This is a genomic window from Streptomyces telluris (assembly GCF_024519335.1).
In the GTDB taxonomy this organism is placed as follows: Bacteria; Actinomycetota; Actinomycetes; order Streptomycetales; family Streptomycetaceae; genus Streptomyces; species Streptomyces telluris.
Genome location: NZ_JANIID010000004.1, coordinates 246,033 through 270,638 on the forward strand (window position 1 = coordinate 246,033; position 24,606 = coordinate 270,638).

Below are 24,606 nucleotides of genomic sequence, written 5' to 3' on the forward strand. Positions count from 1 at the left end.
CACTCCGGAAGAATTTCCCGCCGCGACGGCGGACCACCACAATGTGAGGGACCGGCGGGGTGGAACCGGCCGCGACCCGAAGGCGAACAGAAAGGCACGACGTGGGGGCCGAGCGCCACATCCTGATCCTGGGCGGCACGACCGAGGCCCGCCGGCTGGCCGGCGAGCTCGCCGCGGACCCCGGGCTCCGGGTCACGACGTCCCTCGCCGGGCGCGTGGCGCAGCCGCGGCTGCCGGCGGGGCAGGTCCGCATCGGGGGGTTCGGAGGCCCGAGCGGCCTCGCCCGGTGGCTGCGCGAGCAGCAGGTGGACGCGCTCATCGACGCCACCCATCCTTTCGCCGGCACGATCAGTTTCAACGCGGCGCAGGCCGCCGCAGAGGTCCATGTTCCCCTGCTCGCCCTCCGCCGCCCCGGCTGGGTCGCGGGTCCGGGCGACGACTGGCACGACACCGGCTCGCTGGAGGAGGCCGCGGCGGCGCTTCCCGCGCTGGGCGAGCGGATCTTCCTCACCACGGGCCGCATGGGCCTCGCCACCTTCGCCCACCTCGACCGGCTGTGGTTCCTCGTCCGCTCCGTGGACGCCCCCGAGCCCCCGGCACCGCCGCGCATGGAGGTCCTCCTGGACCGGGGCCCCTTCACGGTCGAGGGCGAACGCGAACTGATCCGGCGGCACCGCATCGACGTCCTGGTGACGAAGGACAGCGGTGCGGCGGCCACGTCGGCCAAACTCACCGCGGCCCGCGAGGCGGGCATCCCGGTGGTGGTGGTCCGGCGCCCCGCGACGCCGCCGGGGCTGCCCACGGCCGCGGGCCCGGCGGACGCGATCCAGTGGCTCCGCCACCACCTCGCCCTACCGGGCGCCTGACCCTCCCGTCTCCGGCGCCGCCGGGCCGGTAGGCCGTGTCTGGTCGCCGCGGCGGCGGAAGGGAGCATCCGCCGCCGCGGCGCGCAACCGCGACGGTGGAGTCCGGCGGTGCCGTACGGGCCTCGGGTGAGGTCGGCACCGCCGAGAACCGCCGCGGCGGCGGGAGGGAGCGGGCCCGGGTCGAGGGCGGCCGCTCCTTGGATCCGCCGCCGTGCCGTCAGCTCTCCGTCACCCCTCCGGATACCGTCGCGGCGTCCAGACGATCTCCTCCGGGGAGCCTTCCGCCGTGCGGCGGACCGTCCGGGTCTGGGTCGAGCCGACCAGCAGGATCGTGCGCATGTCGACCTCGGCCGGGTCGAGTTCGCCGAGGCGGACGATGCGCACGCTCTCCTCGGGGCCGCCCACGTCGCGGCCCAGGACGACCGGGGTCTCCGGGGAGCGGAATTCCAGGAGCAGTTCGCGGGCCTTGCCGACCTGCCAGACGCGGCTGCGGGAGCCGGGGTTGTACAGGGCGAGGACCAGGTCCGCGGAGGCCGCGGAGCGCAGCCGTTCCGCGATGACCTCCCACGGCTTGAGCCGGTCGGAGAGCGAGATCACCGCGTAGTCGTGGCCGAGCGGCGCACCGGCCCGCGAGGCCGCCGCGTGGGCGGCGGTCATGCCCGGCACGACCCGTACCGGGATGTCGCGGTACGGGCCCTCGGAGGCCACCTCCAGGACGGCCGTGGCCATGGCGAAGACGCCGGGGTCGCCGGAGGAGACCACGGCGACGCGCCGCCCCTGCCGCGCCAGGTCCAGCGCGAACTCGGCGCGCTCGGACTCCACCTTGTTGTCGGACGCGTGCCGCCGCTGGCCGGGCCGCACGGGCACCCGGTCCACGTACGTGCTGTAGCCGACGAGGTCCTGCGCGGCCGCCAGCTCGCCGCGGGCCTCGGGCGTGAGCCAGAGCGGGCCGGCCGGGCCGAGCCCGACGACGACGACCTCGCCCCGTTCCGCGGCCGGCTCGGCGTCCACGCGGCTCGGCAGCACGGCCACCGAGAAGTACGGGACGGACTCCGGGTCCACGTCGGCGAGCCGCCCCGTGCGCTCGCCGCTCATCGTGGCGCGCTCGACGTAGCGCGCCTCGCCGAGCCGCCCGGCCCGCTCCAGCGCGCCGCGCACGGCGGGGAAGGTGCGGCCGAGCTTCATGACGACGGCCGAGTCGGTGGCGGCGAGCCGCGCCGCGAGCTCCTCCTCGGGGAGGGTGCCGGGCAGGATCGTGAGCACCTCCTCGCCCTCGACGAGCGGCTCGCCGAGCCGCGCGGCCGCGGCGCTCACGGAGGTGACCCCGGGGATGACCTCGGTGGGGTAGCGGTCCGCGAGGCGCTTGTGCATGTGCATGTAGGAGCTGTAGAAGAGCGGGTCGCCCTCCGCGAGCACGGCCACCGTGCGCCCGGCGTCGAGGTGGGCTGCCAGCCGCGCCGCGGCCTCCTCGTAGAACTCCTCCATGGCGCCCCGGTAGCCGCCGGGGTGATCCGTGGTCTCCGTCGTGACGGGGTAGACCAGGCGCTCCTCGATGTGGTCGGGGCGCAGGTGCCGTTCGGCGATGGAACGCGCGATGGAGCGGCCGTGCCGGGCGCTGTGGTACGCGACGACGTCGGCCGCCGCGATGACCTCGACGGCCCGTACGGTCATCAGCGACGGGTCGCCGGGGCCGAGCCCCACCCCGTACAGCCGGCCCGTCGTCTGCGGATGCTGCTCGCTCACTCTTCCTCGCTCGCTATCGCGTTGATCGCGGCCGCGGCCATGGCGCTGCCGCCGCGCCGCCCCCGCACCACCAGGTATTCCAGCCCCAGCGGGCTGCCGGCCAGGGCGTCCTTGGATTCGGCGGCGCCGATGAAGCCGACCGGTATGCCGAGGACGGCGGCCGGGCGCGGCGCGCCCTCGGCCACCATCTCCAGGAGCCGGAACAGGGCGGTGGGCGCGTTGCCCACGGCCACCACCGCGCCGTCCAGCTTCTCGCGCCACAGTTCCAGCGCGGCGGCGCTGCGCGTGGTGCCCATGCGCTGGGCCAGGCCGGGCACGGACGGGTCGGTGAGGGTGCACAGCACCTCGTTGTCCGCGGGCAGGCGCTTGCGGGTGACGCCGCTGGCGACCATGTTCGCGTCGCACAGGATGGGCGCCCCGGCGAGCAGGGCCTCGCGGGCCCGTGCCACGACCTGCGGGGAGTACGCGAGGTCCCGTACGAGGTCGGTCATCCCACAGGCGTGGATCATGCGCACCGCGACCCGGCTGACGTCCGGCGGCAGCCCGCCGAGGTCCGCCTCGGCGCGGATGGTGGCGAAGGACTGGCGGTAGATGGACGCGCCGTCCTTGTCGTACTCGAACACTCTGCCTCGCTCGCTGGTGGTGCTGTGTCTGTTGGTATCGCTGGATGCCGCTGTGCCGCTGTCGCTACTGCTATGTCGTTGTCGCCGCCGCCGGCGTGGCCGCGCGTGCCGCCGCCACCGCCTCCGGCAGCCCGCCGGGCGCCACCCTCCGCACCGGGCCGTCCGGCTCGCCGCCTCCCCGCAGGGAGACCTCGTAGCCGTCGCCCGTCGCGAGGACGTCGACCCAGCGGCCGCCGCCCGGCCGGCCGCAGCGCCGCTCGCAGCCGGACCAGTACACCGGCAGCGCCGTCGGCACCGTCACCGTCACCGCCGTTGCCGTTGCCGTCGTCGCCGCACCGGCAGGCTGCCCGCCGGAGAGGCACCGCGCCGCATCCGCCCGCACGTCCGCGAGGGACTTGGCGCATCCGGGGCGCCCGGCGCACGCGCCCGCGCGGTGCCAGGCGGAGCCGGCGGAGGTGACGAACCCGGCGTCGGCGAGCTCGGCCAGCAGCTGCGGGGCCTTGTGCGCGGGGAGCCCGGGGACGACGAGGCCGCGCCAAGGAGTTACCCGGAGCTCCTGGTCCCCCTCCTCGGCGGCCACGCGGGTGACGAGCCGCCACTGCGCGCCGGTCAGCCGCCCCAGCGGCGCCGTCACCGACAGCGCGCAGCGGCCGCCGGGGCCCGTCACCAGGCCCGGCGCGGGCGGGTCGCCGAGGGGGAGCCGGGGGAGGGGGAGCGGGCGGCAGTCGATGCCCGCCGCGGCGAGCCGCTCCGCCAGCCCGGCGGCGGTCGGCCGCTGTTCCGGCGGGAGCTCCCGTACGCGCCAGGCCGTACTCCCGTGCGCCTCCAGCGCGGCCAGGAACCCGGCCGCGGCCACGACGGCCGCGCGCGGGGCGTCCGCGGCGGAGATCCGCAGGCCGGGACCGGCCGTGCCGAAGAACAGGCCGGCGTGCCCGGCGCCGCTTGCGATCAATGTCACATCGGGCCGGAGCGCCACGATGTCGCCCCGCCCGTCGTCCAGTCCGAAGAGGAATCTTCCGGAGAGGCCGGTCAGATCGGCGGAGACGCCGGGGACGTCGTCGGCGCAGAGAAGTCCGTCCAGCTCACGGGCCCACGCCTGGACGTCGGGCGGGGTCGCACCGGCCTCCGGCGCAACCGCCTCCGGGCCGGAACCGGAATCCTGGTGCGGGCCGTCCGGTCCGCCGAGGTGCCGGTCCTCCGGGTGCCGGTCGTCCAGCCCGCACAGCGGCGAGGCCGCCACGTTGCGGATCCGGTCGTGCCGGTCCGACGGCAGCAGGCCGTGCAGCCGCAGCCGCCCGGCGACGGCGCCGCCGCAGCCGGCGGCGAGGCCGCGCAGCTGGACGTTGCCGCGCGAGGTGAGGTCGAGGTGCCCGTCGCCCAGCTCGTCCGCCGCTCCGGCCAGCGCCTCGGCCTGACGGACCGTCAACAACCCGCCGGGCAGCCGGACACGGGCCAGCGCACCGTCGTCCGCGGTGTGCAGGCGCAGGGTGCCGGGGCAGGCGTCGCCGCGCTCGCGGACGGGCCCCGCGGCGGATGTTCCGGCACCGGAGCCGTCCCGGCCCGGGGAAGGTGCGGGGAGGGTGGACATGGCGGCGAGCATACCGACGCCCGTATCCGGCGCACGGCCCCGTACCGCACGCCCCGCAGTCTCCCGTACCGCTCGCCCTCCACTCTCCCGTACCGCCTCCTGCCAGGGCTTTACTATGCTCAGCGGTGGAACGGTGCCCGCTCTCGCGGGCGCAGCTCCGCCAAACGCCAGCGACGGCGACAGGGGAGGAAGCCGGTGAGACTCCGGCACGGTCCCGCCACTGTGAGCCCGGCACTCCCGCCGGGCGAGTCAGGAACTCCCGCCGTCCTCCAACCGCCCGGGGCGCGGACCCCGAGGAAGGCTTGCCGCCGCATGCGCACATTCCGGTGCCGGGCACCCCGGGCGACCCTCGAAGCCCTGGGGAGCGCCGCGTGATCCTTCTCCTGTCGACGTCCGACACCGACCTGCTCAGCGCCCGCGCGGCTGCTGTTCACGGCGGCCCGGTCCCGTACCGGCTCGCCAACCCCGCCCGGCTCGCCCTCGACGACCTCCCGGCCCTCCTGGAGGGCACCGACCTCGTCGTCGTCCGCCTCCTGGGCGGCGTCCGCGCCTGGCAGGAGGGCCTGGACCTGCTGCTCGCCCAGGACCGCCCCGTCGTCGTCCTCACCGGCGAACAGGCCCCCGACGCCCAGCTGATGGAGGCCTCCACGGTCCCCATCGGCATCGCCGCCGAGGCCCACGCCTACCTCGCGCACGGCGGCCCGGCCAACCTCGAACAGCTCGCCCGCTTCCTGTCCGACACCGTGCTCCTCACGGGCCACGGCTTCGAGCCCCCCGCCGCCGCCCCCACCTGGGGCGAGCTGGAGCGCACCCCGCGCGCCGGCAACGCCGGCGGCCCGCTCGTCGCCGTGCTCTACTACCGCGCCCACCACATGAGCGGCAACACCGCCTTCGTCGACGCCCTCTGCGGCGCCGTCGAGGACGCCGGCGCCCGTGCGCTGCCGCTGTACGTCGCCTCGCTGCGCGCCCCCGAGCCCGAGCTGATCGAGGCCCTGAGCGGCGCCGACGCCGTCGTCACCACCGTCCTCGCCGCCGGCGGCACCAAGCCGGCCGAGGCCTCGGCCGGCGGCGACGACGAGTCGTGGGACGCCGGCGCCCTCGCCGCGCTCGACGTGCCGATCCTGCAGGCCCTGTGCCTGACCGGCCCGCGCAGCGCCTGGGAGGAGAACGACGAGGGCCTCTCGCCGCTCGACGCCGCGACCCAGGTCGCCGTGCCGGAGTTCGACGGCCGCATCATCACCGTCCCGTTCTCCTTCAAGGAGGTCGACGAGGACGGCCTCCCGGCGTACGTCGCCGACCCCGAGCGCGCCGCCCGCGTCGCCGGCATCGCCGTGCGCCACGCCCGGCTGCGCCACATCCCCGCCGCCGAGAAGCGGATCGCGCTCGTCCTCTCCGCGTACCCCACCAAGCACTCCCGCATTGGCAACGCCGTCGGCCTCGACACCCCCGCCAGCGCCGTCGCCCTGCTGCGCCGCCTGCGCGAGGAGGGCTACGACTTCGGCGACGAGGCCGTGCCCGGCCTGGAGTCCGGCGACGGCGACGAGCTCATCTACGCCCTCATCGAGGCCGGCGGCCACGACCAGGACTGGCTCACCGAGGAGCAGCTCGCCCGCAACCCCGTCCGCATCCCCGCCGCCGACTACAAGCGCTGGTACGGCAAGCTGCCGCAGGAGCTGCGCGAGTCCGTCGAGCAGCACTGGGGCCCGCCGCCCGGCGAGATGTTCCTCGACCGCAGCCGCAACCCCGAGGGCGACATCGTCCTCGCCGCCCTGCGCCGCGGCAACCTGCTGATCCTCATCCAGCCGCCGCGCGGCTTCGGCGAGAACCCCATCGCCATCTACCACGACCCCGACCTGCCGCCCTCGCACCACTACCTCGCCGCCTACCGCTGGATCGCGGCCGCCCGCGAGGACGGCGGCTTCGGCGCCGACGCGATGGTCCACCTCGGCAAGCACGGCAACCTGGAGTGGCTGCCCGGCAAGAACGCCGGCCTGTCCGCCGCCTGCGGCCCCGACGCCGCCCTCGGCGACCTCCCCCTCGTCTACCCCTTCCTCGTCAACGACCCCGGCGAAGGCACCCAGGCCAAGCGCCGCGCCCACGCCACGCTCGTCGACCACCTCGTGCCGCCCATGGCCCGCGCCGAGTCCTACGGCGACATCACGCGCCTGGAGCAGCACCTCGACGAGTACGCCCAGATCTCCGCGATGGACCCCTCCAAGCTCCCCGCGATCCGCGCCCAGATCTGGACCCTCATCCAGGCCGCGAAGCTCGACCACGACCTGGGCCTGGAGGAGCGCCCGGACGACGACGGCTTCGACGACTTCCTGCTGCACGTCGACGGCTGGCTGTGCGAGGTCAAGGACGCCCAGATCCGCGACGGCCTGCACGTCCTGGGCGGCGCCCCCACCGGCGAGGCGCGCGTCAACCTCGTCCTGTCCATCCTCCGCGCCCGCCAGATCTGGGGCGGCACGGCGGCCCTGCCGGGCCTGCGCGAGGCCCTGGGCCTGGACGAGTCGGCGGCGACGCGCACGACGGCGGACGAGGCGGAGGAGAAGGCCCGCGCGCTGGTGGAGGCGATGGAGGCGGCGAACTGGGACCCGGCCGCCGTCCCCACGGTCGTGGGCGACGCGGCGAACGCCGAGGGCATCGCCGCGATCCTGGACTTCGCGGCACGCGAGGTCGTCCCCCGCCTGGCGGGCACGACCGCCGAACTCGACCACGCCGTCCACGCCCTGGCGGGCGGCTTCGTCCCGGCCGGCCCCTCCGGCTCCCCCCTCCGCGGCCTGGTCAACGTCCTGCCGACCGGCCGCAACTTCTACTCCGTCGACCCCAAGGCCGTCCCCAGCCGCCTCGCGTGGGAGACCGGCCAGGCGCTCGCGGACTCGCTCCTGGAGCGCTACCGCACCGACAACGGCGACTGGCCGCAGTCGGTGGGCCTGTCCCTGTGGGGCACGAGCGCGATGCGCACGGCGGGCGACGACGTCGCCGAGGCCCTGGCCCTGCTGGGCGTCCGCCCGGTGTGGGACGAGGCGTCGCGGCGCGTGACGGGCCTGGAGCCCGTCGCCCTCGACGAGCTCGGCCGCCCCCGCATCGACGTCACCCTCCGCATCAGCGGCTTCTTCCGCGACGCGTTCCCGCACGTCATCGGCCTCCTGGACGACGCGGTGCGGCTCGCGGCCTCCCTGGACGAGCCGGCCGAGCAGAACTACGTCCGCGCCCACGCCCAGGCCGACCTCGCCGCCCACGGCGACGAGCGCCGCGCCACGACCCGCATCTTCGGCTCCCGCCCGGGCACCTACGGCGCGGGCCTGCTCCAGCTCATCGACAGCCGCGACTGGCGCACCGACGCCGACCTCGCCGAGGTCTACACCGTCTGGGGCGGCTACGCCTACGGCCGCGGCCTCGAAGGCCGCCCGGCCCGCGAGGAGATGGAGACGGCGTACAAGCGCATCGCGGTCGCGGCCAAGAACACGGACACCCGCGAGCACGACATCGCCGACTCCGACGACTACTTCCAGTACCACGGCGGCATGGTCGCCACGGTCAAGGCCCTGCGCGGCAAGGCCCCCGAGGCGTACATCGGCGACTCCACCCGCCCCGAGACGATCCGCACCCGCACCCTGGTCGAGGAGACCTCCCGCGTCTTCCGCGCCCGCGTGGTCAACCCCCGCTGGATCGAGGCCATGCGCCGCCACGGCTACAAGGGCGCCTTCGAACTCGCGGCGACCGTGGACTACCTGTTCGGCTACGACGCCACCACCGGCGTCGTCCCCGACTGGATGTACGACAAGCTCGCCCAGACCTACGTCCTGGACCCGGAGAACCGCGCCTTCCTCCAGGAGGCCAACCCCTGGGCCCTGCACGGCATCTCCGAGCGCCTCCTGGAGGCGGAGAGCCGCGGCATGTGGGCCAAGCCGGACGCCGACACCCTGGCGGCCCTCCGCGAAGCCTTCCTGGAGACGGAGGGGAGCCTGGAGGGCGGCACGGACGACGAGTGACGTCGCCCTGGGACGAGTGACATCGTCCTGAGCGGACGGTGAACCATCGCCCGTCCTGCCGGCCTCTTTAACGGGGCGGCAGGGCGGGCGTTGGCGTTCAGGGCACCGGTGACAGCTCCACGGTCACCGTCGGGGGTGTTGCCGGGTGGCTTTTTCTGGTGATCCAGTCGCCGGGGGTGATCGTGCCCGAGTCGTCGAGGTCCGCGTGGGCGCGGATCGTGTAGCGGGTGCCCGGGGGCGGTGGGGGGAAGGTCAGGCGGACGCGGGGGTGCGGGGGGTGGTCCAGGCGGGTGCGGGGGAGGCGGGCGCGGGCCACTGTGCGGGACGGGGCGTCGGCCGTGCTCGTGTCCTCCACGGTGACGTGGAGGGTCAGTGGCGTCCGGGGCGCGGCGGCGCCCGGTGCCAAGGTCACTTCGACTTCGATTTCCGCGAGGTCCGCAACGGACATACGCCTCACCTCTTGTCAGACAGCATATCTCTCAGTATTTTCCGGAATTGAGACCTATAAGGTTGACGGAAGTCGGGGTGGAACCATGTCCCCTGCTGAGACCAATGATGCCGGTGCGGGTCGCGGTGAATTCCGTACGGCGCCCCCGGCGAAGACGGTGAGGACCGCGCTGATCGCCGGCGCGACCTTTGGAATCCGGGCCGTTCAGTACGTGGAGATCGACGGACTGGCCGTATTCGAGGGGGATATTGTCCTCGGTACCGCGGCCGAGGTCGAACGGCGCACGGAGGCGGCGCAATTCCGTCCCGAAAGGGGGCTGCCGCAGTCGGCGGTGGTCGTCGTCGGGCCGGGCGTCCGCTGGCCGAACCACGTGGTGCCCTTCGAGATCGACCCCGCGCTGCCGAACCAGCAGCGGGTCACCGACGCCATCGCGCACTGGGAGTCGCGCACGCAGATGCGCTTCCCGCGGCGGGCCGGGCACCCGGATTACGTGCGGTTCGTACCGGGCAACGGCTGTTCGTCGTTCGTCGGCCGCCGGGGCGGTCGCCAGGACATCACCCTCGGGAACAACTGCAGCACGGGCAACGCCATTCACGAGATCGGGCACGCCGTGGGGCTGTGGCACGAGCAGAGCCGCGAGGACCGGGACCGGTTCGTGACGATCCACTTCGAGAACGTCATCCCGGGGTTCGAGCACAACTTCGACCAGCACATCGCGGACGGCGACGACGTCGGTCCGTACGACTACGGGTCGATCATGCATTACCCGAGGGACGCGTTCTCCCGGAACGGGCTGGACACCATCACCCCCACCGACCCCAATGCCGTCATCGGCCAGCGGATCGGGCTCAGTCCGCGGGACATCGACGCGATCCGCGCGATTTTCGATCCGGAGCCCGCGTAAGGGCCGGGCAAGGGCTCGGGCAAGGGCCTGGGCAAGGGCCTGGGCAAGGGCCCGGGTAAGGGCCCGGGTAAGGGCCCCGTAACCCCGGGTACTTCGAGTTGGGCCCCCGGCCGGTGATCACTAGGATCATTCCAATGATCATCAGAAAACGGCTGGCAGCGGGCGCCTGCGCCCTCCTCGCCGCCCTGGCCGGGGGCATCGCGCCGGCGAACGCCGCCGACGGCCCCCCGAAGGATTCCCCGAAGGTCGAGCTGGTGCTGGACGTCAGCGGCTCGATGCGCGCCCAGGACGTGGACGGCGGCAGCCGCACCCGCATGGCGGCCGCGAAGCAGGCGTTCAACGAGGTCATCGACGCGGTGCCGGCGGACGTCCGGCTCGGCATCCGGACCCTCGGCGCCAACTACGCCGGTGACGACAAGGAGCTCGGCTGCCGCGACAGCAAGCAGCTCTACCGCGTCGGCCCCGTCGACCGCACCGAGGCCAAGACCGCCGTCGCGACGCTGCAGCCCACCGGCTGGACCCCCATCGGCTACGCCCTGCGCGGCGCCGACCAGGACCTCGGCACCGACGGCGGCACCCGCCGCATCGTCCTCATCACCGACGGCGAGGACTCCTGCGGCCAGCCGGACCCGTGCGACGTGGCCCGCGAACTGGCGGCCAAGGGCACGCACCTGACGATCGACACCCTCGGTCTGGCCCAGGACGACAAGACCCGCGAGCAGCTCAGCTGCATCGCCGAGGCCACCGGCGGCACGTACAGCACCGTCCGCCACACCAAGGAGCTGTCCGGCCGGATCAAGCAGCTCGTGCGCCGGGCCGAGACGCCCGTCGAGACCCCCAAGCCCGTCAAGGGCGCCGACGCGTGCTCCAAGGCCCCCGAGATCGGCGCCGGCCTGTGGACCGACCGCGAGACGTTCTCCGAGCACCGCTGGTACCGCGTCAATGTGAAGCCGGGTCAGGAGCTGCGCACGTCGGTGAGCATCGGCGCGGACCGGGCCGTCGACCGTGACTACGGCGTGCTCGTGCGCGCCGTGAGCGAAGGCGGCCAGGAGCTCGTCCGCGGCGCGGAGTCCGGGAGCGGGCGCACGGACGTCATCTCGTCCGGCCTCCGCTACCCGTACGGCCAGGCCGGGGACAAGGACAAGGCCAAGGAGGACGGCAAGGAGCCGCGGACCGTCTGCCTGGAGGTCTCCAGCTCCTTCTCCGCCCCCGCCGGCGTCAAGCGCGACCCGGGCCTGCCCGTCGAGCTGGCCGTCGATCTCGTCGACGCCCCGGACGACCCCTCCGACCTGGCCGCCTTCGGCCTCGGCCGCGGCTGGGTGCTGCTGGCCGTCCTGGCCCTGACCGGGCTGATCGCAGGGCTGGTGTGGGGCTGGGTCTCCCGCTGGCGCGTCACGGTGTGGAGGGCGAACTGATGAGACTCCCCCTTATGGCCTCCACGACCCGCGCGGCCTCGGCCGCGCTGCTCGCCGCCGCCGCACTGTTCACCTCGGCCGGCGCCGCGGCGGCCGCCTCCCCGAGTCCGAGCGCCCCGGCGAGCGAGGACGGGGCGCCCACGGAGGCCGGCACGGGCTTCCGCACCGCCACCGTCCTCAAGCAGGGGCAGAAGGCGACCGCCGACGCCTCCACCGGTGACTACCTCTACTGGCAGTTCCCCGCCGGGGCCGGGCAGCAGCCGCAGGTGAAGGCCACCGTGAACCTGCCGGAGGCGGCCACGCGGCACGGCTCCGCCGTCTGGCAGCTCGACGTCTACGACGGACTGCGCCGCCGCCAGGCGTGCGCCTCGGGCGAGCCGACGAAGCGCGCCTCCGAGCAGGACGCGACGGTGACCCTGACCTGCACGCTGCGGACCGTCCGCCCGTGGTCCGAGCGATGGGCCAACGACCCGCTGCCCGGGGCGTACTACATCCGCCTCACCCTCACCGACGCCCCCGACCAGGACCACGGCCTGCCGGTGAAGGCGGAGGTCGAGGCGACGGCCAAGGACGCGGGCGGTGCCCGCGCCGAGGGCGGCGAGGTGACCCCGCTGCACGCCGCGGCCGTCAAGGAGCCGGAGGACGGCTGGAACGGCAGCTGGTGGTCGGACCGCTGGGCCTGGACCGTCGGCGGCGCCGTGCTCGGCGCGCTCGCGGCCATCGGCGGCTACGTGCTGACGCGCCACCCGCGGCGCCCCGCACAGCAGTAACGCCCATGCACGGGCGGTGAGGCGGGACCGGACCGGTCCCGCCTCACCTGCTCGGCGGCGGATCGCCCTCCACGGCGGCCACATACAGATCCAGCAGGTCCTCCGTGAAGTACGAGCTGTACGAGATGTCCGGAGTGTCGCCCCCGGTGTGGTAGCCGCCGATCACGCCGATCAGCGCGTACCCGCCGCTCACCCCGCCGCGCACCAGGAACGGCCCGCCCGACGTACCGCCGACGTACCCCGCACAGGCGATCTCCAGGAAGTCGCCCGGGGCGCCGGGATCGGTGCTGGTGTAGCGGTGCGTGGAGGAGGAGCAGTCCAGCGGCTTGGGGTACTTGGCGTCGCTGCTGCCCGGATAGCCGATGAGCCGCACGTTGCGGTGGGAGTACCCCGGCCGGATCGCGAGGTCGAAGCCGCCGACGACGCTCTGCACGTTCCTGCCGTCCTCGCGCTCGCCGAGCCGGAGCACCGTGTAGTCCCAGCGCGCGCCGGCGTCCGTCCCCAGGTCGTAGTAGCGCTGGTCGATGTAGATGTCCTCGACGGGGAAGACCCCGTGGGGCTTCTGCCCGTCGTGGTACTGCGGCACGAACGTCAGCCGCTTCTTGGGATCCGGCGACCGCAGGCAGTGCGCTGCGCTCACGGCCAGGTCCCGGTGCGGGCTGCGCACGACCGTACCCCCGCAGAACCGGCCGGTGTTGTCCCCGTCGGTCCAGAAGAACGTCCCCACCTGCGGCAGCCCGTCGAAGGGACGGCTGGGCGGCACGGGCCCGCCATGAGCGCGCGCGCCCTTCCGCACGGCGGCGGTGGACGGCACGGCGGCCTTCATGCGCTCGGCCGTCCAGTAGGCGCCGGCCTCGGCAGCGGCCTTGCCGACGGCCCGCCCCGGCGGCGGCCCGCCGGCGGCGACCGCACCCGGCCCGGACGCGACGGCGGCCGACAGCCCGAACAGCAGGGCGGCCAGGCCGCGCACGACGACCGGTCTGCGGCAGCGGGGTCTGTTCACGACGGGTTCCTCCCTGGTGCGCGGGGCGCCCGGCAGGGCGAGGGCACGTACGGGGCGAGCGTGTCATCGTCCTACGGGCGGGAGCCGGGGGAACAGGGCAGGACGCGACAAGGTTCACGAGGACGTGGGACAGGCCGAGGGGAGAGCCGCGCGGCGTGAACCGTTCCTCCGCGCGTGGTTGAGCTCGGTATCAACTCGTGGTTAAGTCCTCACCCAGTCGAAACGCCCTACGGACTAGTGCTGAGGGTTCGAGCCGTGACAGGATGCTTCTCGCAGTCGCTTCCGGCTTAACTGGCCGTGAGGTGGCGTGGGGGAAGAACGTCGGTCGGTGAGGACGGAGCAGATGGCACCCGGGGGCGACAGGTCGGCAGGTGACGCGGGCAGCCCGCTCGCGGCGCGGCTCAACTACCTGTTCGCGAACATGCATCCGCCCGGTGCCCCGTACACCAACGGTCACGTCGCCGACGAGATCACCAACGGCGAGGAGTACGGCGAGGTCGGTCTCACCGAGCAGTATCTGTCGATGCTGCGCAACGGCCGCCGCGCCAACCCCAGCCCGGACGTGCTGCGTGCGCTGGCGAAGTTCTTCGCCGTGCCCGTCGGCTATCTGATGGGCGACCTCTCGGCCTCGCAGGCCGAGCGCGTGGAGGAGGAGGTCCGCTTCCTCGTCGCCATGCGCGACCAGCGGGTGCGGGCCATCGCCCTGCGCTCGGTGGGGCTGCCCCCGGAGGTGCAGGACAGCCTTACGACGATCATCTGCCAGTTCCGGCAGCAGATGAACCTTCCGTCCGACCCGCCCGACGCGGGTGGTGAGGAGCGCCCGTGACCGTTACGGCGGATGACCGGCTCTTCACTTACTGGCGGCGTACCGAGGACGAGGACGGTGCAGGCATGCGAGTGGGGCGCATACGGCGCCGGTGCAAGCAGCTCATCCATGAGCTCGCGCTGCCCGCGTCCACCGACCTGCAGGGCCTGTGCGACATCGTGGCGCGCCGCGTCGGCCTGCCCATCCGCCTGGTTCCCATGAGCCTCGACGGCGTCGTCTCCGGCATGACCGCGACCACCGACGACGCCTACTGGGTCATCTACGAGCAGAAGACCTCCCCCTGGCACCAGGTCCACATCGTCCTGCACGAGATCGGCCACCTCCTCCTCGGCCACGACCAGGACCCGGCCGTCACCGAGGACGCCCTCAAGGTGTGGACCCCGTCGGTCGACGTGGCCACCGCCATGCGCCGCATGGGCCTGACGATGGGCCTCGCCCGCCACCACTGCTACGACAACCTCACCGAGCGCGAGACGGAGATCCTCGGCACCCTTCTCATGGAGAAGGTCGTGCCCCCGCCGCCCGGTCAGGACGCCCGCCTGGAGGGCGCCGCCGCCGAGCTGGCCGCGTCCCTCGGGCCCGCCCTGCAGCACGTCCGCCGCGGGAACCGGGAGCACGGCGCAGACGGCGACGCGGGCGGCGACGGCGGAGGCGGCCGTGTTTGACGTCCTCTACCTGACCTTCAGCGCCGTCGCCTGGGCCATCGTCGGCTACAAGGCCCGCGCCTGGTTCCGCGACCGCGGCAACGTCGACCTGGGCCTGACCGCCCTGATGACCTCCGGCGTCCCCGTCGTCTTCCTGTTCTCCGCGCCCAGCGTCTACCGCGCGTTCGACCGGCTGACCGGCGTGGCCAACCTGGCCATGGTCTTCCTGTACTCGGCCGTGGTCCTCTTCGCCTCGGGCGCCACGGTGCTGCTCCTGCGCTGGACCAGCCGCGGCGACGCCCGGGCCCACGCCCGCGCGGCCGCGCGCTCCCGCATCGCCGTCGCCGTCGTGGCCGTCGCCTGGGCCACCGCCATCGTGTGCTTCGCCGTCGGCCGGCCCGACTCCGTCGAGCACCCGCGCGACTTCAGCACCGCCTACGCCCACGCGCCCGGCGTCGTCGCCTTCCTGGTGCTGTACCTGGCCATCTTCGGCACGAGCCTGGCCGGGCTCGGCGCCCTCTGCCCGCGCTACGCCACCCAGCTCGGCCCCTGCTGGCTCGCCAAGGGGCTGCGCACGCTCGCCGCGGGCTGCTGGCTCGGCCTGCTCTACTGCCTGTGCAAGCTCGTCGGCTTCGTGCTGACCTGGGCGGGCCACGACGTCTACTGGCTGTCGAACGGCGTCGCCCCGATGAGCGCCTCGGTGGCCGCGCTGCTGGTCCTCCTCGGCTTCTCGCTGCCCGCCGCCGGCCCCCGCGTCTCCGCCTGGCGCCGGCTGCACCGGCTGCAGCCGCTCTGGCAGGCCGTCACCGCCCACGCCCCCGAGGTCACCCTCACCGGCCACCGCCTGACGGGCCGCTGGCCCTTCGCGGACCTGGAGTGGCGGGCGAACCGGCAGATGGCGGAGATCCGCGACATCCAGCGCGGCATCCGCCGCCACGTCGAGCCCGCCACCCTGGACATCGCCCGGCGCAAGGCGACCGGCGCCGCGCTCGACGAGCGCCGACTCGCCGCGCTCGTGGAGGCCGCGGCCCTGCGCCGGGGCCTGCAGAACCAGATCACCGGGCACGTCCCCGCCCCGCACGCCGACAGCGTCGTCGTGACGGTCAGCGCCGACCCGGCGGAGGAACACGAACACCTGGCCCTCGTCGCCGACGTCTACCACGATCCGATGGTCGACGCCGTCCTCGAGGAACTACGGGAGATGAGCGCGGCACGCCGTTCCTGACGGCGTGCGGCCCATGGACGAGGCGGCCCTGGACGGGGGTCAAGGCCGCCTGCGCCACAGGCCGGCGCCGGGTCCGTCACCACGACGGATCCGGCGCCGCCCGTGCGCGTCTCCTTCGGAGGGGTTCGCCCCGGGCGCCGGTGAGCCCACGTGGCGGGTTCCACGCACAGGACTCCGTGCACCGGCTCCGCATCCGCCCCCGCCCCTGCCCCGCCGTCCTCCAGCACCGGACGGTTTGATCTTCTAGAGTCGGGCGCCATGCAGAACTCCACCGCCTCCGGGCTCATGACCGACCCGCACGGCACCTACGCCAGGCTGCGCGAGGCCGGCCCGGTCCACCGCATCACCGGCCCCGACGGACGGCCCGCCTGGCTGGTGACCCGCTACGACGACGTCCGCCGGGCGCTCGCCGACCCGCGGCTTTCCCTGGACAAGCGCAATGCCACGCCGGGCAACTACGCCGGATTCAGCCTCCCTCCGGCGCTCGACGCCAATCTGCTCAACATGGATCCCCCGGACCACACCCGTATACGCCGCCTCGTGGTCAAGGCCTTCACCCCCGGCCGCGTGGAAAAGCTCCGCGCACCGGTGCGCAAGGTCGCCGGCGAACTCCTGGACGCCGTCGAGGCCGACGGCCGTACGGACCTGCTGGCCTCCTACGCGGGCCCGCTGCCCATCACCGTCATCTGCGACCTGCTGGGCGTACCGCAGGAGCAGCGACCGGACTTCCGGTCCTGGACGGACGCGCTGATCACGCCGGACCCGGCGCGGCCGCACCTGATGAAGGAAGCCATCGGCAACATGATGCGCTTCTTCACCGACCTCATCGCGAGCAAGCGCGCCACCCCTGGCGACGACCTGCTGTCCGACCTCATCGCGGTCCGCGACGGCGACGCGGGGGACGGGGCGGACGGGGCGGACGGGGCCGACCGGCTCTCCGAGGACGAGTTGTCCTCGCTCGCCTTCCTGATCCTCTTCGCGGGCTACGAGAACACCGTCCATCTGATCGCCAACTCCGTCCTGGCGCTGCTGGACCACCCGGCCTTGATGGACTCTTTGCGAGCGAATCCGGCCGGACTCGGAACGGCCGTGGAGGAGTTCATGCGGTGGGACGGGCCCGCGGCCCTCGCGATCCGCAGGTTTCCGCTGGAGAACGTGGACATCGGTGGGGTGACCGTGCCGGCCGGGGAGACCGTCCTGCTGTCCCTGGCGTCGGCCAATCGTGACCCTCATCACTTTTCCGAGCCGGATCGGCTGGATCTGAACCGTGATCGTTCCGGTCATCTCGCACTGGGCCACGGGATCCACTACTGCCTCGGCGCCCCGCTGGCCAGGATGGAGACGGAAATCGCGCTGGCAGCGCTGCTGGAGCGGTTCCCCGGGCTCGCGCTCGACGGGGCGCGGGAGAATGTCGCCCGGCGGCCCTCGATCCGCGCGAGTGGCCTGATTTCGCTCCCTGTTCGCTGGTAGTCAGCAAAGCCGAACAGGTTTTTGGTGCATAACCCATCCTTGATGAGGTAGAACTGTCATCGAGCCCGCCCGGTGTGCATCCCCCGTCGCACCGGGCGGGCCTTCGAACCCTCAGGCCGGTTCTCCCGGTTCTTCCGGCGCGCCCGCCGCGGCGACCACAGCAGCCGCAGCGGTCGGGGCAGGCGCAGGGACCGTGGCAGTCGCAGCGGCCGGACCGGCTCGCGGTGGATCAGACCGTGGTGGCAGGGAACTTCAGCAGGGCGACCGCCGCGAGCATCTGTATGCTCACCGCCGCCACGGCCTTGTGCGTGGGCAGGTGGTGCTGACCGCGGATCAGCAGGGTGGCGAAGGCGTAGCCGAAGGCCGAGGTGATCCAGGCGGCCGCCCGTACGGGGAAGGACTCCCCGGGCAGGCACGCGTCCAGGGCCAGGCGCGGCAGGTCCGTCGCCCAGAACACCACCACGAACAGCGTGACCGTGGGGCCGAACTTGCCGTTGCCGCCGAGCCGGCGGGCGATGGCCTGGGTGGCGATGCCCAGCAGCAGGCTGGCCAGCACGAGCACGACGTCGGCTATCGCCATGGCCTCCAGGGCCAGGGCCGGGCCCACGCGCCAGCCCTCCCAGAACGAGTCCTTGCCCAGCGTCCCCAGCGCTCCGCAGAGCAGGCACAGGAACGCCGCCGCCCCCCACACGCTCCGGTCCCGCGCCTCGTCCAGGATCTCGACCGGGCGGTACCACAGCCCGAAGAAGAGGCGGTGCCAGTACAGCCTGCGGCGGGCGGCGGAGGCGTGCGGGGCGGGAGGCGAGTGAGGGGAGGCAGAAACAGGCATGGGTGCAAGTATCACCGCTCGGCGGGCACCCCGGTGTCCGGGTCGGCGTCCGGCGCCTCGCCCGACCTGGCGTCGGGGACCGCACCCGCGGCGACATCGGGGGTGGTTCCGGGTGCCGACCCGGCGTCGGCGTCCGGGTCGGCGCCGTGCAGGTACTCCTCGCTGATCTCCCGCGGCCCGAACGGCCACACCTTCTCGTAGCGCGACCAGAGCACGAAGGCCACGCAGCCCGCCCCGACCCAGGCCAGGGACCATTCGATGGGGTGCCGGCCGGGCGAATTGCGGTCCGCGTAGCCGTAGATGACGAGCCATCCCACCAGCGCAACCAGGCTCGGCAGCGGGTAGAGCCACATGCGGTACGGGCGCGGCAGGTCCGGCTGGCGGCGGCGCAGCACGGTCACGGCCAGCACCTGGGCGAGGGCCTGCACGATCACCATCACGGACGTCAGCAGCTGGATCAGCGTGGCCAGGTCGGTATGACGGCCGATCAGGAACCCTGCTCCCGTGATGACTCCCATGGCGGCCAGGCCCAGCGCCGGGAAGCGGTGCCTGGGATGCAGGCGTCCGAAGGGGCGGAAGAAGACCTTCTCCCGGGCGGCGTCGTAGGGCACGCGGGAGCCGCCGAGCAGCCCGGCGAGGACCGAGGCGACGGCCGTGACGAGGATGAGCACGGTGACGACCCGGGCGGGCCCCTTGCCCCAGGCCTCCTCCAGGACCGCCGAGGCGACGGACGAGGACGCCGTCGAGGTGGGGTCGAGCATCTGCTTCCAGTCGATGACGCCGAGCGTGCCGATCTGCAGGAGCAGGTAGATGGCCATGATGCCGAGGATGGAGAAGACGATGGCGCGCGGCAGGGTGCGCCCGGGGTTCTTGATCTCGGCGCCCATGTACGCGGCCGTGTTGTAGCCGAGGTAGTCGTAGATGCCGATGGTCAGGCCCGCCGCGAAGCCGATCCAGAAGTGGTTGGTCGTCAGCTCGAAGGCGTCCGCGGGGTAGGTGAAGGCCCGGCCGGGGCTGAAGTGGGTGAAGGCGGCGAGGATCACCAGCACGACGGAGGCGATCATCACGCACCACAGCACGACCGTGATCCGCGCGATGTTCTCGACGCGCCGCCACAGCACCAGCACGATCAGCGCGATGACGGCCAGTCCGGTCAGGTCGCCCTGTGCCTGCCCCATGTCCGGCCACAGGTAGCCCAGGTACTGCACGAAGCCGATGACCCCGGTGGACATGCCCAGCGGGATGAAGAGCATGGCCGTCCACACGAACAGGAACGGCATCAGCTTCCCGGTGCGGTACTGGAAGGCCTGGCGCAGATAGACGTAGCTGCCGCCCGCGCCGGGGAGCGAGGCGCCGAGCTCGGCCCAGATCAGCCCGTCGGCCAGGGCCAGCACCGCGCCCGCGACGAAGCCGATGACGGCCTGCGGGCCGCCGAAGGCCGCGACCATGAGGGGGATGGTGACGAAGGGGCCGATGCCGCACATCTGGCTCATGTTGATGGCGGTGGCCTGGAACAGTCCGATGCGGCGCACGAAGCCGACCCGCTCGTCCGGCGATGGTTCCGTCTCTGCCATGGCGGTCGGCCCTTTCTCGCGCCGGACGGGGTCCGGCTGACCTGATTGTCCGTCCAATGCACTGGTAGCACCGGCGTGTCGCAACCGTCCACCGTTCCGGCACCGTCCGGGGGAACGGTTGCGCCCGCGCCCCTGCCCGCGCCCCGCCCCGTTCACGATCCGCCGCCCTCGATTGCGAGATCTTTGCAACTGCAGAACCTGTGCACAACCGCTAAGGTGGCCCGGCCGTGGTGTTCGGGAAGACCGGTGACGGGCCCTCGTGGTCCCAGTCCGGAGCGGCCCTCGCCACTGTGATCGGGGAGTGACCGTCCCGTTCCGCGCGCTCCCCACGGCGCGCGGAGCCACTGGCCGCAGCCGGCTGCCGGGAAGGCGGGGACGGGCGCGAACGGACCCGTAAGCCAGGAGACCGGCCACGGCATCTCGCAAATGGTCCACGAGGTGCTGGAGCGTTCAACCCAAGATGTCCCGTCCTGCTGATTCCCCCGGTTCTCCCGGTTCTCCCGGTTCCCCTGATTCCCCCGGTTCTCCCGGCCCCGGTCCCGCGCCCGCCTTCCGCTGGCGCCGCGAGGACACCGTGCGGACCGCCGGTCTGCTGGCCGTCATAGCCGCCCTGCACGTCGTCGCGTTCGGCGTGCTCTACCTGCTCGTCGTCCCCAACCACTACACCGTCGGCTCGAAGGTCTACGGGGTCGGGCTCGGCATCACCGCCTACACCCTCGGCATGCGGCACGCCTTCGACGCCGACCACATCGCCGCCATCGACAACACCACCCGCAAGCTCATGGCGGACGGCAAGCGCCCGGTCTCCGTCGGCTTCTGGTTCGCGCTCGGCCACTCCAGCGTCGTCGTCGCGATGGCCGCCCTGGTGGCCGGCGGCACCCAGCTCGCCGGGCGGCTGATGGACGAGGAGTCCACGGCCCACCAGACCCTCGGCGTCGTCGGCACGACGGTCTCCGGCGGCTTCCTCTACCTCATCGCCGCGCTCAACCTCGTCGCCCTCGCCGGCATCCTGCGCATCTTCCGCGCCATGCGCGAGGGCCGCTACGACGAGGCCGAGCTGGAGCAGCACCTGGACTCGCGCGGCTTCATGAACCGCATCCTCGGCCGCTTCACCCGCTCCATCACCCGGCCGGGGCAGATGTACCCGCTGGGCTTCCTCTTCGGGCTGGGCTTCGACACGGCCACCGAGGTCACGCTGATGGTGATGGCGGGCAGCGGTGCCGCCGCGGGCCTGCCCTGGTACGCGATCGTCTGCCTGCCGCTGCTGTTCGCCGCGGGCATGAGCCTGTTCGACACGCTCGACGGCACGTTCATGAACTTCGCCTACCAGTGGGCGTTCTCCAACCCGGTCCGCAAGGTCTACTACAACCTCACGATCACCGGCCTGTCCATCGCCGTCGCCTTCCTCATCGGCACCATCGAACTGGTCGGCGTCCTGCACGAGAAGCTGGAGCTGGACGACGCGGTGACCGGCTGGATCGCCGGGCTGAACCTCGACAACGTGGGCTTCGTCATCGTCGGCCTGTTCGTGGTGGTGTGGGCCGTGGCGCTCGGCTACTGGCGCTTCGGCAAGGTCGAACAGCGCTGGGCGGCCCGCACACAGGCCGCGGCCGAGAGCTGACGCCGGGCCGGCCCGGTCCCGGCGGGGCCGGTCCCGCCGGGGCCGGGGCCGGCAGGGTCCGGCTCGACCGCAGGGCCGGGCCCTGCCGCGGCACCGGCCCTGCTCAGACGGCGCGGGCGGGCGCCTCCGCGGTCTCCTCCCGCGCCGCCGGGACGAGGTGCGCCTGCCCGGCGAGGATCACCAGGGCGCCCACGGCGAGCCCGGCGACCCCGCACGAAGCGGCCCACGTGGGCCCCGCCGTCTCCAGCACCGTGCCGACGACGGCCGACCCCAGCGCCACGCCCGCCGTCATCAGCGTCACCAGCCAGGCGAACGCCTCGGTGACGGTGCCCGCCGGGGCGAGCTCGCCCACCAGCACGAACACGACGGTGAGCACGGGCGCGAGGAACAGCCCGGTGAGGATCATCAGGCCGGCCATGAGCGGCGGCGCGGGCAGCAGGCACAGCAGCCCGTACCCGGCCGTGAGCCCGAGCATCAGCAGCAGCGTCCGGCGCGGCGGCGCGATCCGCCAGTGGCGCACGGCCCCGTAGGCCAGCCCGCCGATCAGCGCGCCGAGGGCGTTGAGCGCGAGGAGCGTGGGGGCGCCGCCGGGCAGGGCGTGGTCCTCCGCGTAGTGGACGACGAGGACGTTGAGCGTGCCGATGGCGACGCCCGCGCCCGTGAGGCCCGTGAGCAGCACGACCAGACCGCGGCTGCGCAGCGGACCGAGCCAGTCGCCGGAGCGGGCGGGCGCCTTCCAGACCCGGGCGGGCGGGGCGGTGGCGACGACGAGCACCCCGGCGATGCCCAGGAGCGCACCGGCCCACAGCGCCGCCGAGGGCGAGGCGACGGCCACGCCACCGGCCACCACCAGGGGCCCGCCGACGAAGACCAGCTCCTGCGAGGCGGAGTCCAGGGCGTACGCCGCCTCCAGCTTCCCGGGCGCGACGATGTCGGGCCACAGGGCCCGCAGGCACGGCTCCAGCGGCGGCGTCGCCGCTCCGGCGAGCGCGACCCCGGCGAGGACGGCCGTGCGGCTGCCGGGCGCGATCGCCACGACCGCGAAGCCCACGGCCGCCACGAGGGCGGTGGGCAGCAGGACGAGCGGCTGGCCCGCCCGGTCCACCAGGCGGCCCAGCAGCGGGCCGCCGATCGCGGAGGCGATGGCGAACACCCCCACGGCCACGCCCACGAACCCGTACGACGCCCCCGCCTGACGGAGGGCCAGCGGTACGGCGACGGAGGCCATCGCGCTCGGCAGCCGCCCGACGAGGGTGCCCAGGAGCAGCCTGGTCACGTGGGGGCCGCGCAGCAGATCCGCGTAGCTCATGAGGGGCCCTCGCCGCTCGTCGACTCCCTCGGCCGCTGGGCGGCCATGTCCGGCGCTGACGCTCGCGTGGGTGAGATCACGAGGGCATCGTTATACGTAACACGTCGGCCGTCAAGGGATTTCCGGCAGGCCCGGGCCCTGGCAGCGCAGATCCTTGCCGGGCACCGTGCCGTCCACCAGGTAGGCGGCGACGGCGTCGTCCACGCACGCGTTGCCCCGGCTGGCGAAGACGCCGTGCGAGTAGTCGTTCTCCAGCGTGACCAGGCGGGATCCCGGCAGTACGCGCTGCATGGCCCGGGCTCCCTCGACCGGGGTGACGGGGTCGTGCTGCGAGGCGACGAGCAGGGCCGGGGGAGCGGCGGGGCTGCCGAGCCGCGTGCGGCTCTCCGGGCGGTGGTGCCAGTACGTGCAGGCCGGCGCCTCGATGCCGGTGAGGACGGGCAGCGGGTCGACGCGGCGCAGGCGGCGGAGGTCGGCGACGACCCGTCCGGGGGCGGGGCCGGGGCCGTCGGCGCACTTCACGGTGCGGTTGGCGGCCTCGTACGTACGCGAGTCCGGGCCGTCGAAGGGGGCGGCGGGGCGCAGGCCGCCGGCCGTGCCCTCGCGCAGGTAGGTGCGCAGCCCGTCGCCGAGGGGCGCCCAGCGCTCGGTGCGGCCGAGCGCCCGGTAGACCGCGCGGTCGAACTCGGCGGGCCCGAAGCCGTCCACGGGCCGGGCCGCGAGCCCGGCCCGCACCCGCTCGTACGCCCCGCGGACCGCGCCCGCCGTGCTGCCGAGCCCGAACCGCTCGTGGTGGGCGGCCAGCCACTCCAGCAGGGTCGCGCGCTGCCGCAGCAGGGACCCGGCCTGGCGGAGGTCGAAGGCGTACCAGTCCTCCGGGCCGACGACGCTGTCCAGCACCATCGGGCCCACCCGCCGCGGGAAGAGGGCCGCGTAGGCCGCGCCGAGGTAGCTGCCGTAGGAGACGCCGAGGAAGCCGGTGCGCCGCTCGCCGAGGGCCGCGCGGACGGCGTCCATGTCGCGGGCGGTCTCCTCCGTCGACAGGTGCGGCAGGGCGGGCCCCACGCCTGCCGCGCAGTCGTCGGCGAGGCGGTGCAGGGAGGCGAGGTGCTCCCGCTCGGCGGGGCGGTCGCGCGGGACGGGGTCGGGCGCGGGCGACGCGAACAGGCCGCCCATCGCGCCGCAGTCCGCGGGGGCGCTGCGGCCGGTGCCGCGCGGGTCGAAGCCGATGACGTCGTACGCGCGCCGGACCCGTTCGGGCAGTTTGGCGCGCTTGGTGACGGCGTACGGCAGCCCGGAGCCGCCCGGCCCGCCGGGGTTGACGAGCAGGATCCCGCGGCGCTCGGCGGGGGTTCCCGTGGCGCGGACGCGCGAGACGGCCATGGACAGGTGCGGGCCGCGGGGCCGGGCGTGGTCGAGGGGCACGCTCAGCGTGCCGCACTCGACGCGGGCGGGCGGGGCGGGCGCCGGTACGGAGGCGGGGCACGGCCCGAAGGCGATCGCGGCGGCGGGCGGCGCGGCGGCCGCGGCGGAGGAGGGGGAGACGGGGGAGAAGGGGGACAGGGCTGTCGCGGTGGCGGCGACGGCGCACAGGGCGGCGGCCGGGCGGGTGGGGCGGCGCATGGATCTCGCAATCGGCGGGGGTGGGGTGCGCAGGGGGCGACGCGGGGCGGTGGTGGCTGACGGCCCAGCAGATGACAATGACAACCATTATCGATAACGTGTGCGGGGTCAAGACGGGCCGCGCCGC

General features: G+C 73.9%; 19 protein-coding genes and 2 riboswitches. Of the genes, 10 read left to right on the forward strand and 9 right to left on the reverse strand.

The features are described 5' to 3' along the window. The first annotated feature begins 101 nt into the window (after positions 1-101). Positions 102-866, forward strand: coding sequence for a cobalt-precorrin-6A reductase (locus tag NQU55_RS07210; RefSeq protein ID WP_168092888.1), 765 nt, complete (start codon positions 102-104; stop codon positions 864-866). 228 nt (positions 867-1,094) lie between these two features. Here NQU55_RS07210 and NQU55_RS07215 read toward each other — a convergent pair whose 3' ends face one another. From NQU55_RS07215 to NQU55_RS07225, 3 genes are all read right to left on the reverse strand, one after another. Then, positions 1,095-2,609: a precorrin-2 C(20)-methyltransferase gene (locus tag NQU55_RS07215; protein ID WP_168096365.1), complete on the reverse strand. Its 1,515-nt coding sequence runs from the start codon at positions 2,607-2,609 to the stop codon at positions 1,095-1,097. Continuing rightward, positions 2,606-3,232 (reverse strand): precorrin-8X methylmutase, encoded by a 627-nt coding sequence (locus NQU55_RS07220; protein ID WP_168096366.1) that lies wholly within the window; start codon positions 3,230-3,232, stop codon positions 2,606-2,608. The genes NQU55_RS07215 and NQU55_RS07220 overlap by 4 nt, the downstream gene beginning before the upstream one ends. Positions 3,233-3,302: 70 nt before the next feature. Beyond that, a complete protein-coding gene (locus NQU55_RS07225) occupies positions 3,303-4,820 on the reverse strand; it encodes a ferredoxin-like domain-containing protein (RefSeq protein ID WP_256790071.1) in 1,518 nt (505 codons plus the stop codon). Positions 4,821-5,005: 185 nt separating this feature from the next. Beyond that, positions 5,006-5,079, forward strand: a riboswitch (cobalamin riboswitch). A 112-nt stretch (positions 5,080-5,191) separates the two neighbouring features. Between NQU55_RS07225 and cobN the strand changes: the two genes are divergently transcribed. Continuing rightward, complete coding sequence (cobN, locus tag NQU55_RS07230; protein WP_168094511.1) at positions 5,192-8,818, forward strand: cobaltochelatase subunit CobN; 3,627 nt, start codon at positions 5,192-5,194, stop codon at positions 8,816-8,818. 97 nt (positions 8,819-8,915) lie between these two features. Here the strand turns inward: cobN and NQU55_RS07235 are convergent, their stop codons facing one another. Then, positions 8,916-9,266, reverse strand: coding sequence for a YbaY family lipoprotein (locus NQU55_RS07235; RefSeq protein WP_168094512.1), 351 nt, complete (start codon positions 9,264-9,266; stop codon positions 8,916-8,918). Positions 9,267-9,351: 85 nt separating this feature from the next. Between NQU55_RS07235 and legP the strand changes: the two genes are divergently transcribed. The 3 genes from legP to NQU55_RS07250 all read left to right on the forward strand — a co-directional run bounded on the left by legP (position 9,352) and on the right by NQU55_RS07250 (position 12,355). Next, the gene (legP, locus tag NQU55_RS07240) at positions 9,352-10,170 is read left to right on the forward strand and encodes a Dot/Icm T4SS effector Zinc-dependent metalloprotease LegP (protein WP_168094513.1); all 819 of its coding nucleotides are present in this window, start codon (positions 9,352-9,354) and stop codon (positions 10,168-10,170) included. 134 nt (positions 10,171-10,304) lie between these two features. After that, positions 10,305-11,585, forward strand: coding sequence for a VWA domain-containing protein (locus NQU55_RS07245; protein ID WP_168094514.1), 1,281 nt, complete (start codon positions 10,305-10,307; stop codon positions 11,583-11,585). A 14-nt stretch (positions 11,586-11,599) separates the two neighbouring features. Further along, entirely contained in the window at positions 11,600-12,355 is a 756-nt protein-coding gene (locus NQU55_RS07250; protein ID WP_256790072.1) for a hypothetical protein, read from the forward strand. 43 nt (positions 12,356-12,398) lie between these two features. Here NQU55_RS07250 and NQU55_RS07255 read toward each other — a convergent pair whose 3' ends face one another. Continuing rightward, positions 12,399-13,358, reverse strand: coding sequence for a trypsin-like serine protease (locus NQU55_RS07255; protein WP_256790073.1), 960 nt, complete (start codon positions 13,356-13,358; stop codon positions 12,399-12,401). Between the two features lie 343 nt (positions 13,359-13,701). Here NQU55_RS07255 and NQU55_RS07260 point away from each other — a divergent pair, with 343 nt between their 5' ends. The 4 genes from NQU55_RS07260 to NQU55_RS07275 all read left to right on the forward strand — a co-directional run bounded on the left by NQU55_RS07260 (position 13,702) and on the right by NQU55_RS07275 (position 17,523). Next, on the forward strand, positions 13,702-14,184 hold the full coding sequence (locus NQU55_RS07260) for a helix-turn-helix domain-containing protein (protein ID WP_256790123.1): 483 nt from the start codon (positions 13,702-13,704) through the stop codon (positions 14,182-14,184). Continuing rightward, positions 14,181-14,849, forward strand: a complete 669-nt coding sequence (locus NQU55_RS07265) for a hypothetical protein (protein WP_256790075.1) — start codon at positions 14,181-14,183, stop codon at positions 14,847-14,849. The genes NQU55_RS07260 and NQU55_RS07265 overlap by 4 nt, the downstream gene beginning before the upstream one ends. Next, the gene (locus tag NQU55_RS07270; protein ID WP_168094024.1) at positions 14,842-16,053 is read left to right on the forward strand and encodes an MAB_1171c family putative transporter; all 1,212 of its coding nucleotides are present in this window, start codon (positions 14,842-14,844) and stop codon (positions 16,051-16,053) included. The genes NQU55_RS07265 and NQU55_RS07270 overlap by 8 nt, the downstream gene beginning before the upstream one ends. Before the next feature lie 258 nt (positions 16,054-16,311). Further along, positions 16,312-17,523: a cytochrome P450 family protein gene (locus NQU55_RS07275; RefSeq protein WP_168094025.1), complete on the forward strand. Its 1,212-nt coding sequence runs from the start codon at positions 16,312-16,314 to the stop codon at positions 17,521-17,523. A 229-nt stretch (positions 17,524-17,752) separates the two neighbouring features. Here NQU55_RS07275 and NQU55_RS07280 read toward each other — a convergent pair whose 3' ends face one another. Beyond that, positions 17,753-18,352, reverse strand: a complete 600-nt coding sequence (locus NQU55_RS07280) for a hypothetical protein (protein ID WP_168094026.1) — start codon at positions 18,350-18,352, stop codon at positions 17,753-17,755. An 11-nt stretch (positions 18,353-18,363) separates the two neighbouring features. Continuing rightward, positions 18,364-19,926 carry an APC family permease gene (locus NQU55_RS07285; RefSeq protein WP_168094027.1) on the reverse strand — a complete coding sequence of 521 codons (1,563 nt, stop codon included), beginning with the start codon at positions 19,924-19,926 and terminating at the stop codon, positions 18,364-18,366. Between the two features lie 211 nt (positions 19,927-20,137). Next, positions 20,138-20,355, forward strand: a riboswitch (cobalamin riboswitch). 31 nt (positions 20,356-20,386) lie between these two features. Between NQU55_RS07285 and nicT the strand changes: the two genes are divergently transcribed. Beyond that, positions 20,387-21,547, forward strand: coding sequence for a Nickel transporter NicT (nicT, locus tag NQU55_RS07290; RefSeq protein ID WP_168094028.1), 1,161 nt, complete (start codon positions 20,387-20,389; stop codon positions 21,545-21,547). Between the two features lie 103 nt (positions 21,548-21,650). Here nicT and NQU55_RS07295 read toward each other — a convergent pair whose 3' ends face one another. Further along, entirely contained in the window at positions 21,651-22,856 is a 1,206-nt protein-coding gene (locus NQU55_RS07295) for an MFS transporter (RefSeq protein WP_168094029.1), read from the reverse strand. Positions 22,857-22,967: 111 nt separating this feature from the next. Beyond that, entirely contained in the window at positions 22,968-24,479 is a 1,512-nt protein-coding gene (locus NQU55_RS07300) for an alpha/beta hydrolase (protein WP_168094030.1), read from the reverse strand. Positions 24,480-24,606 lie beyond the last annotated feature (127 nt).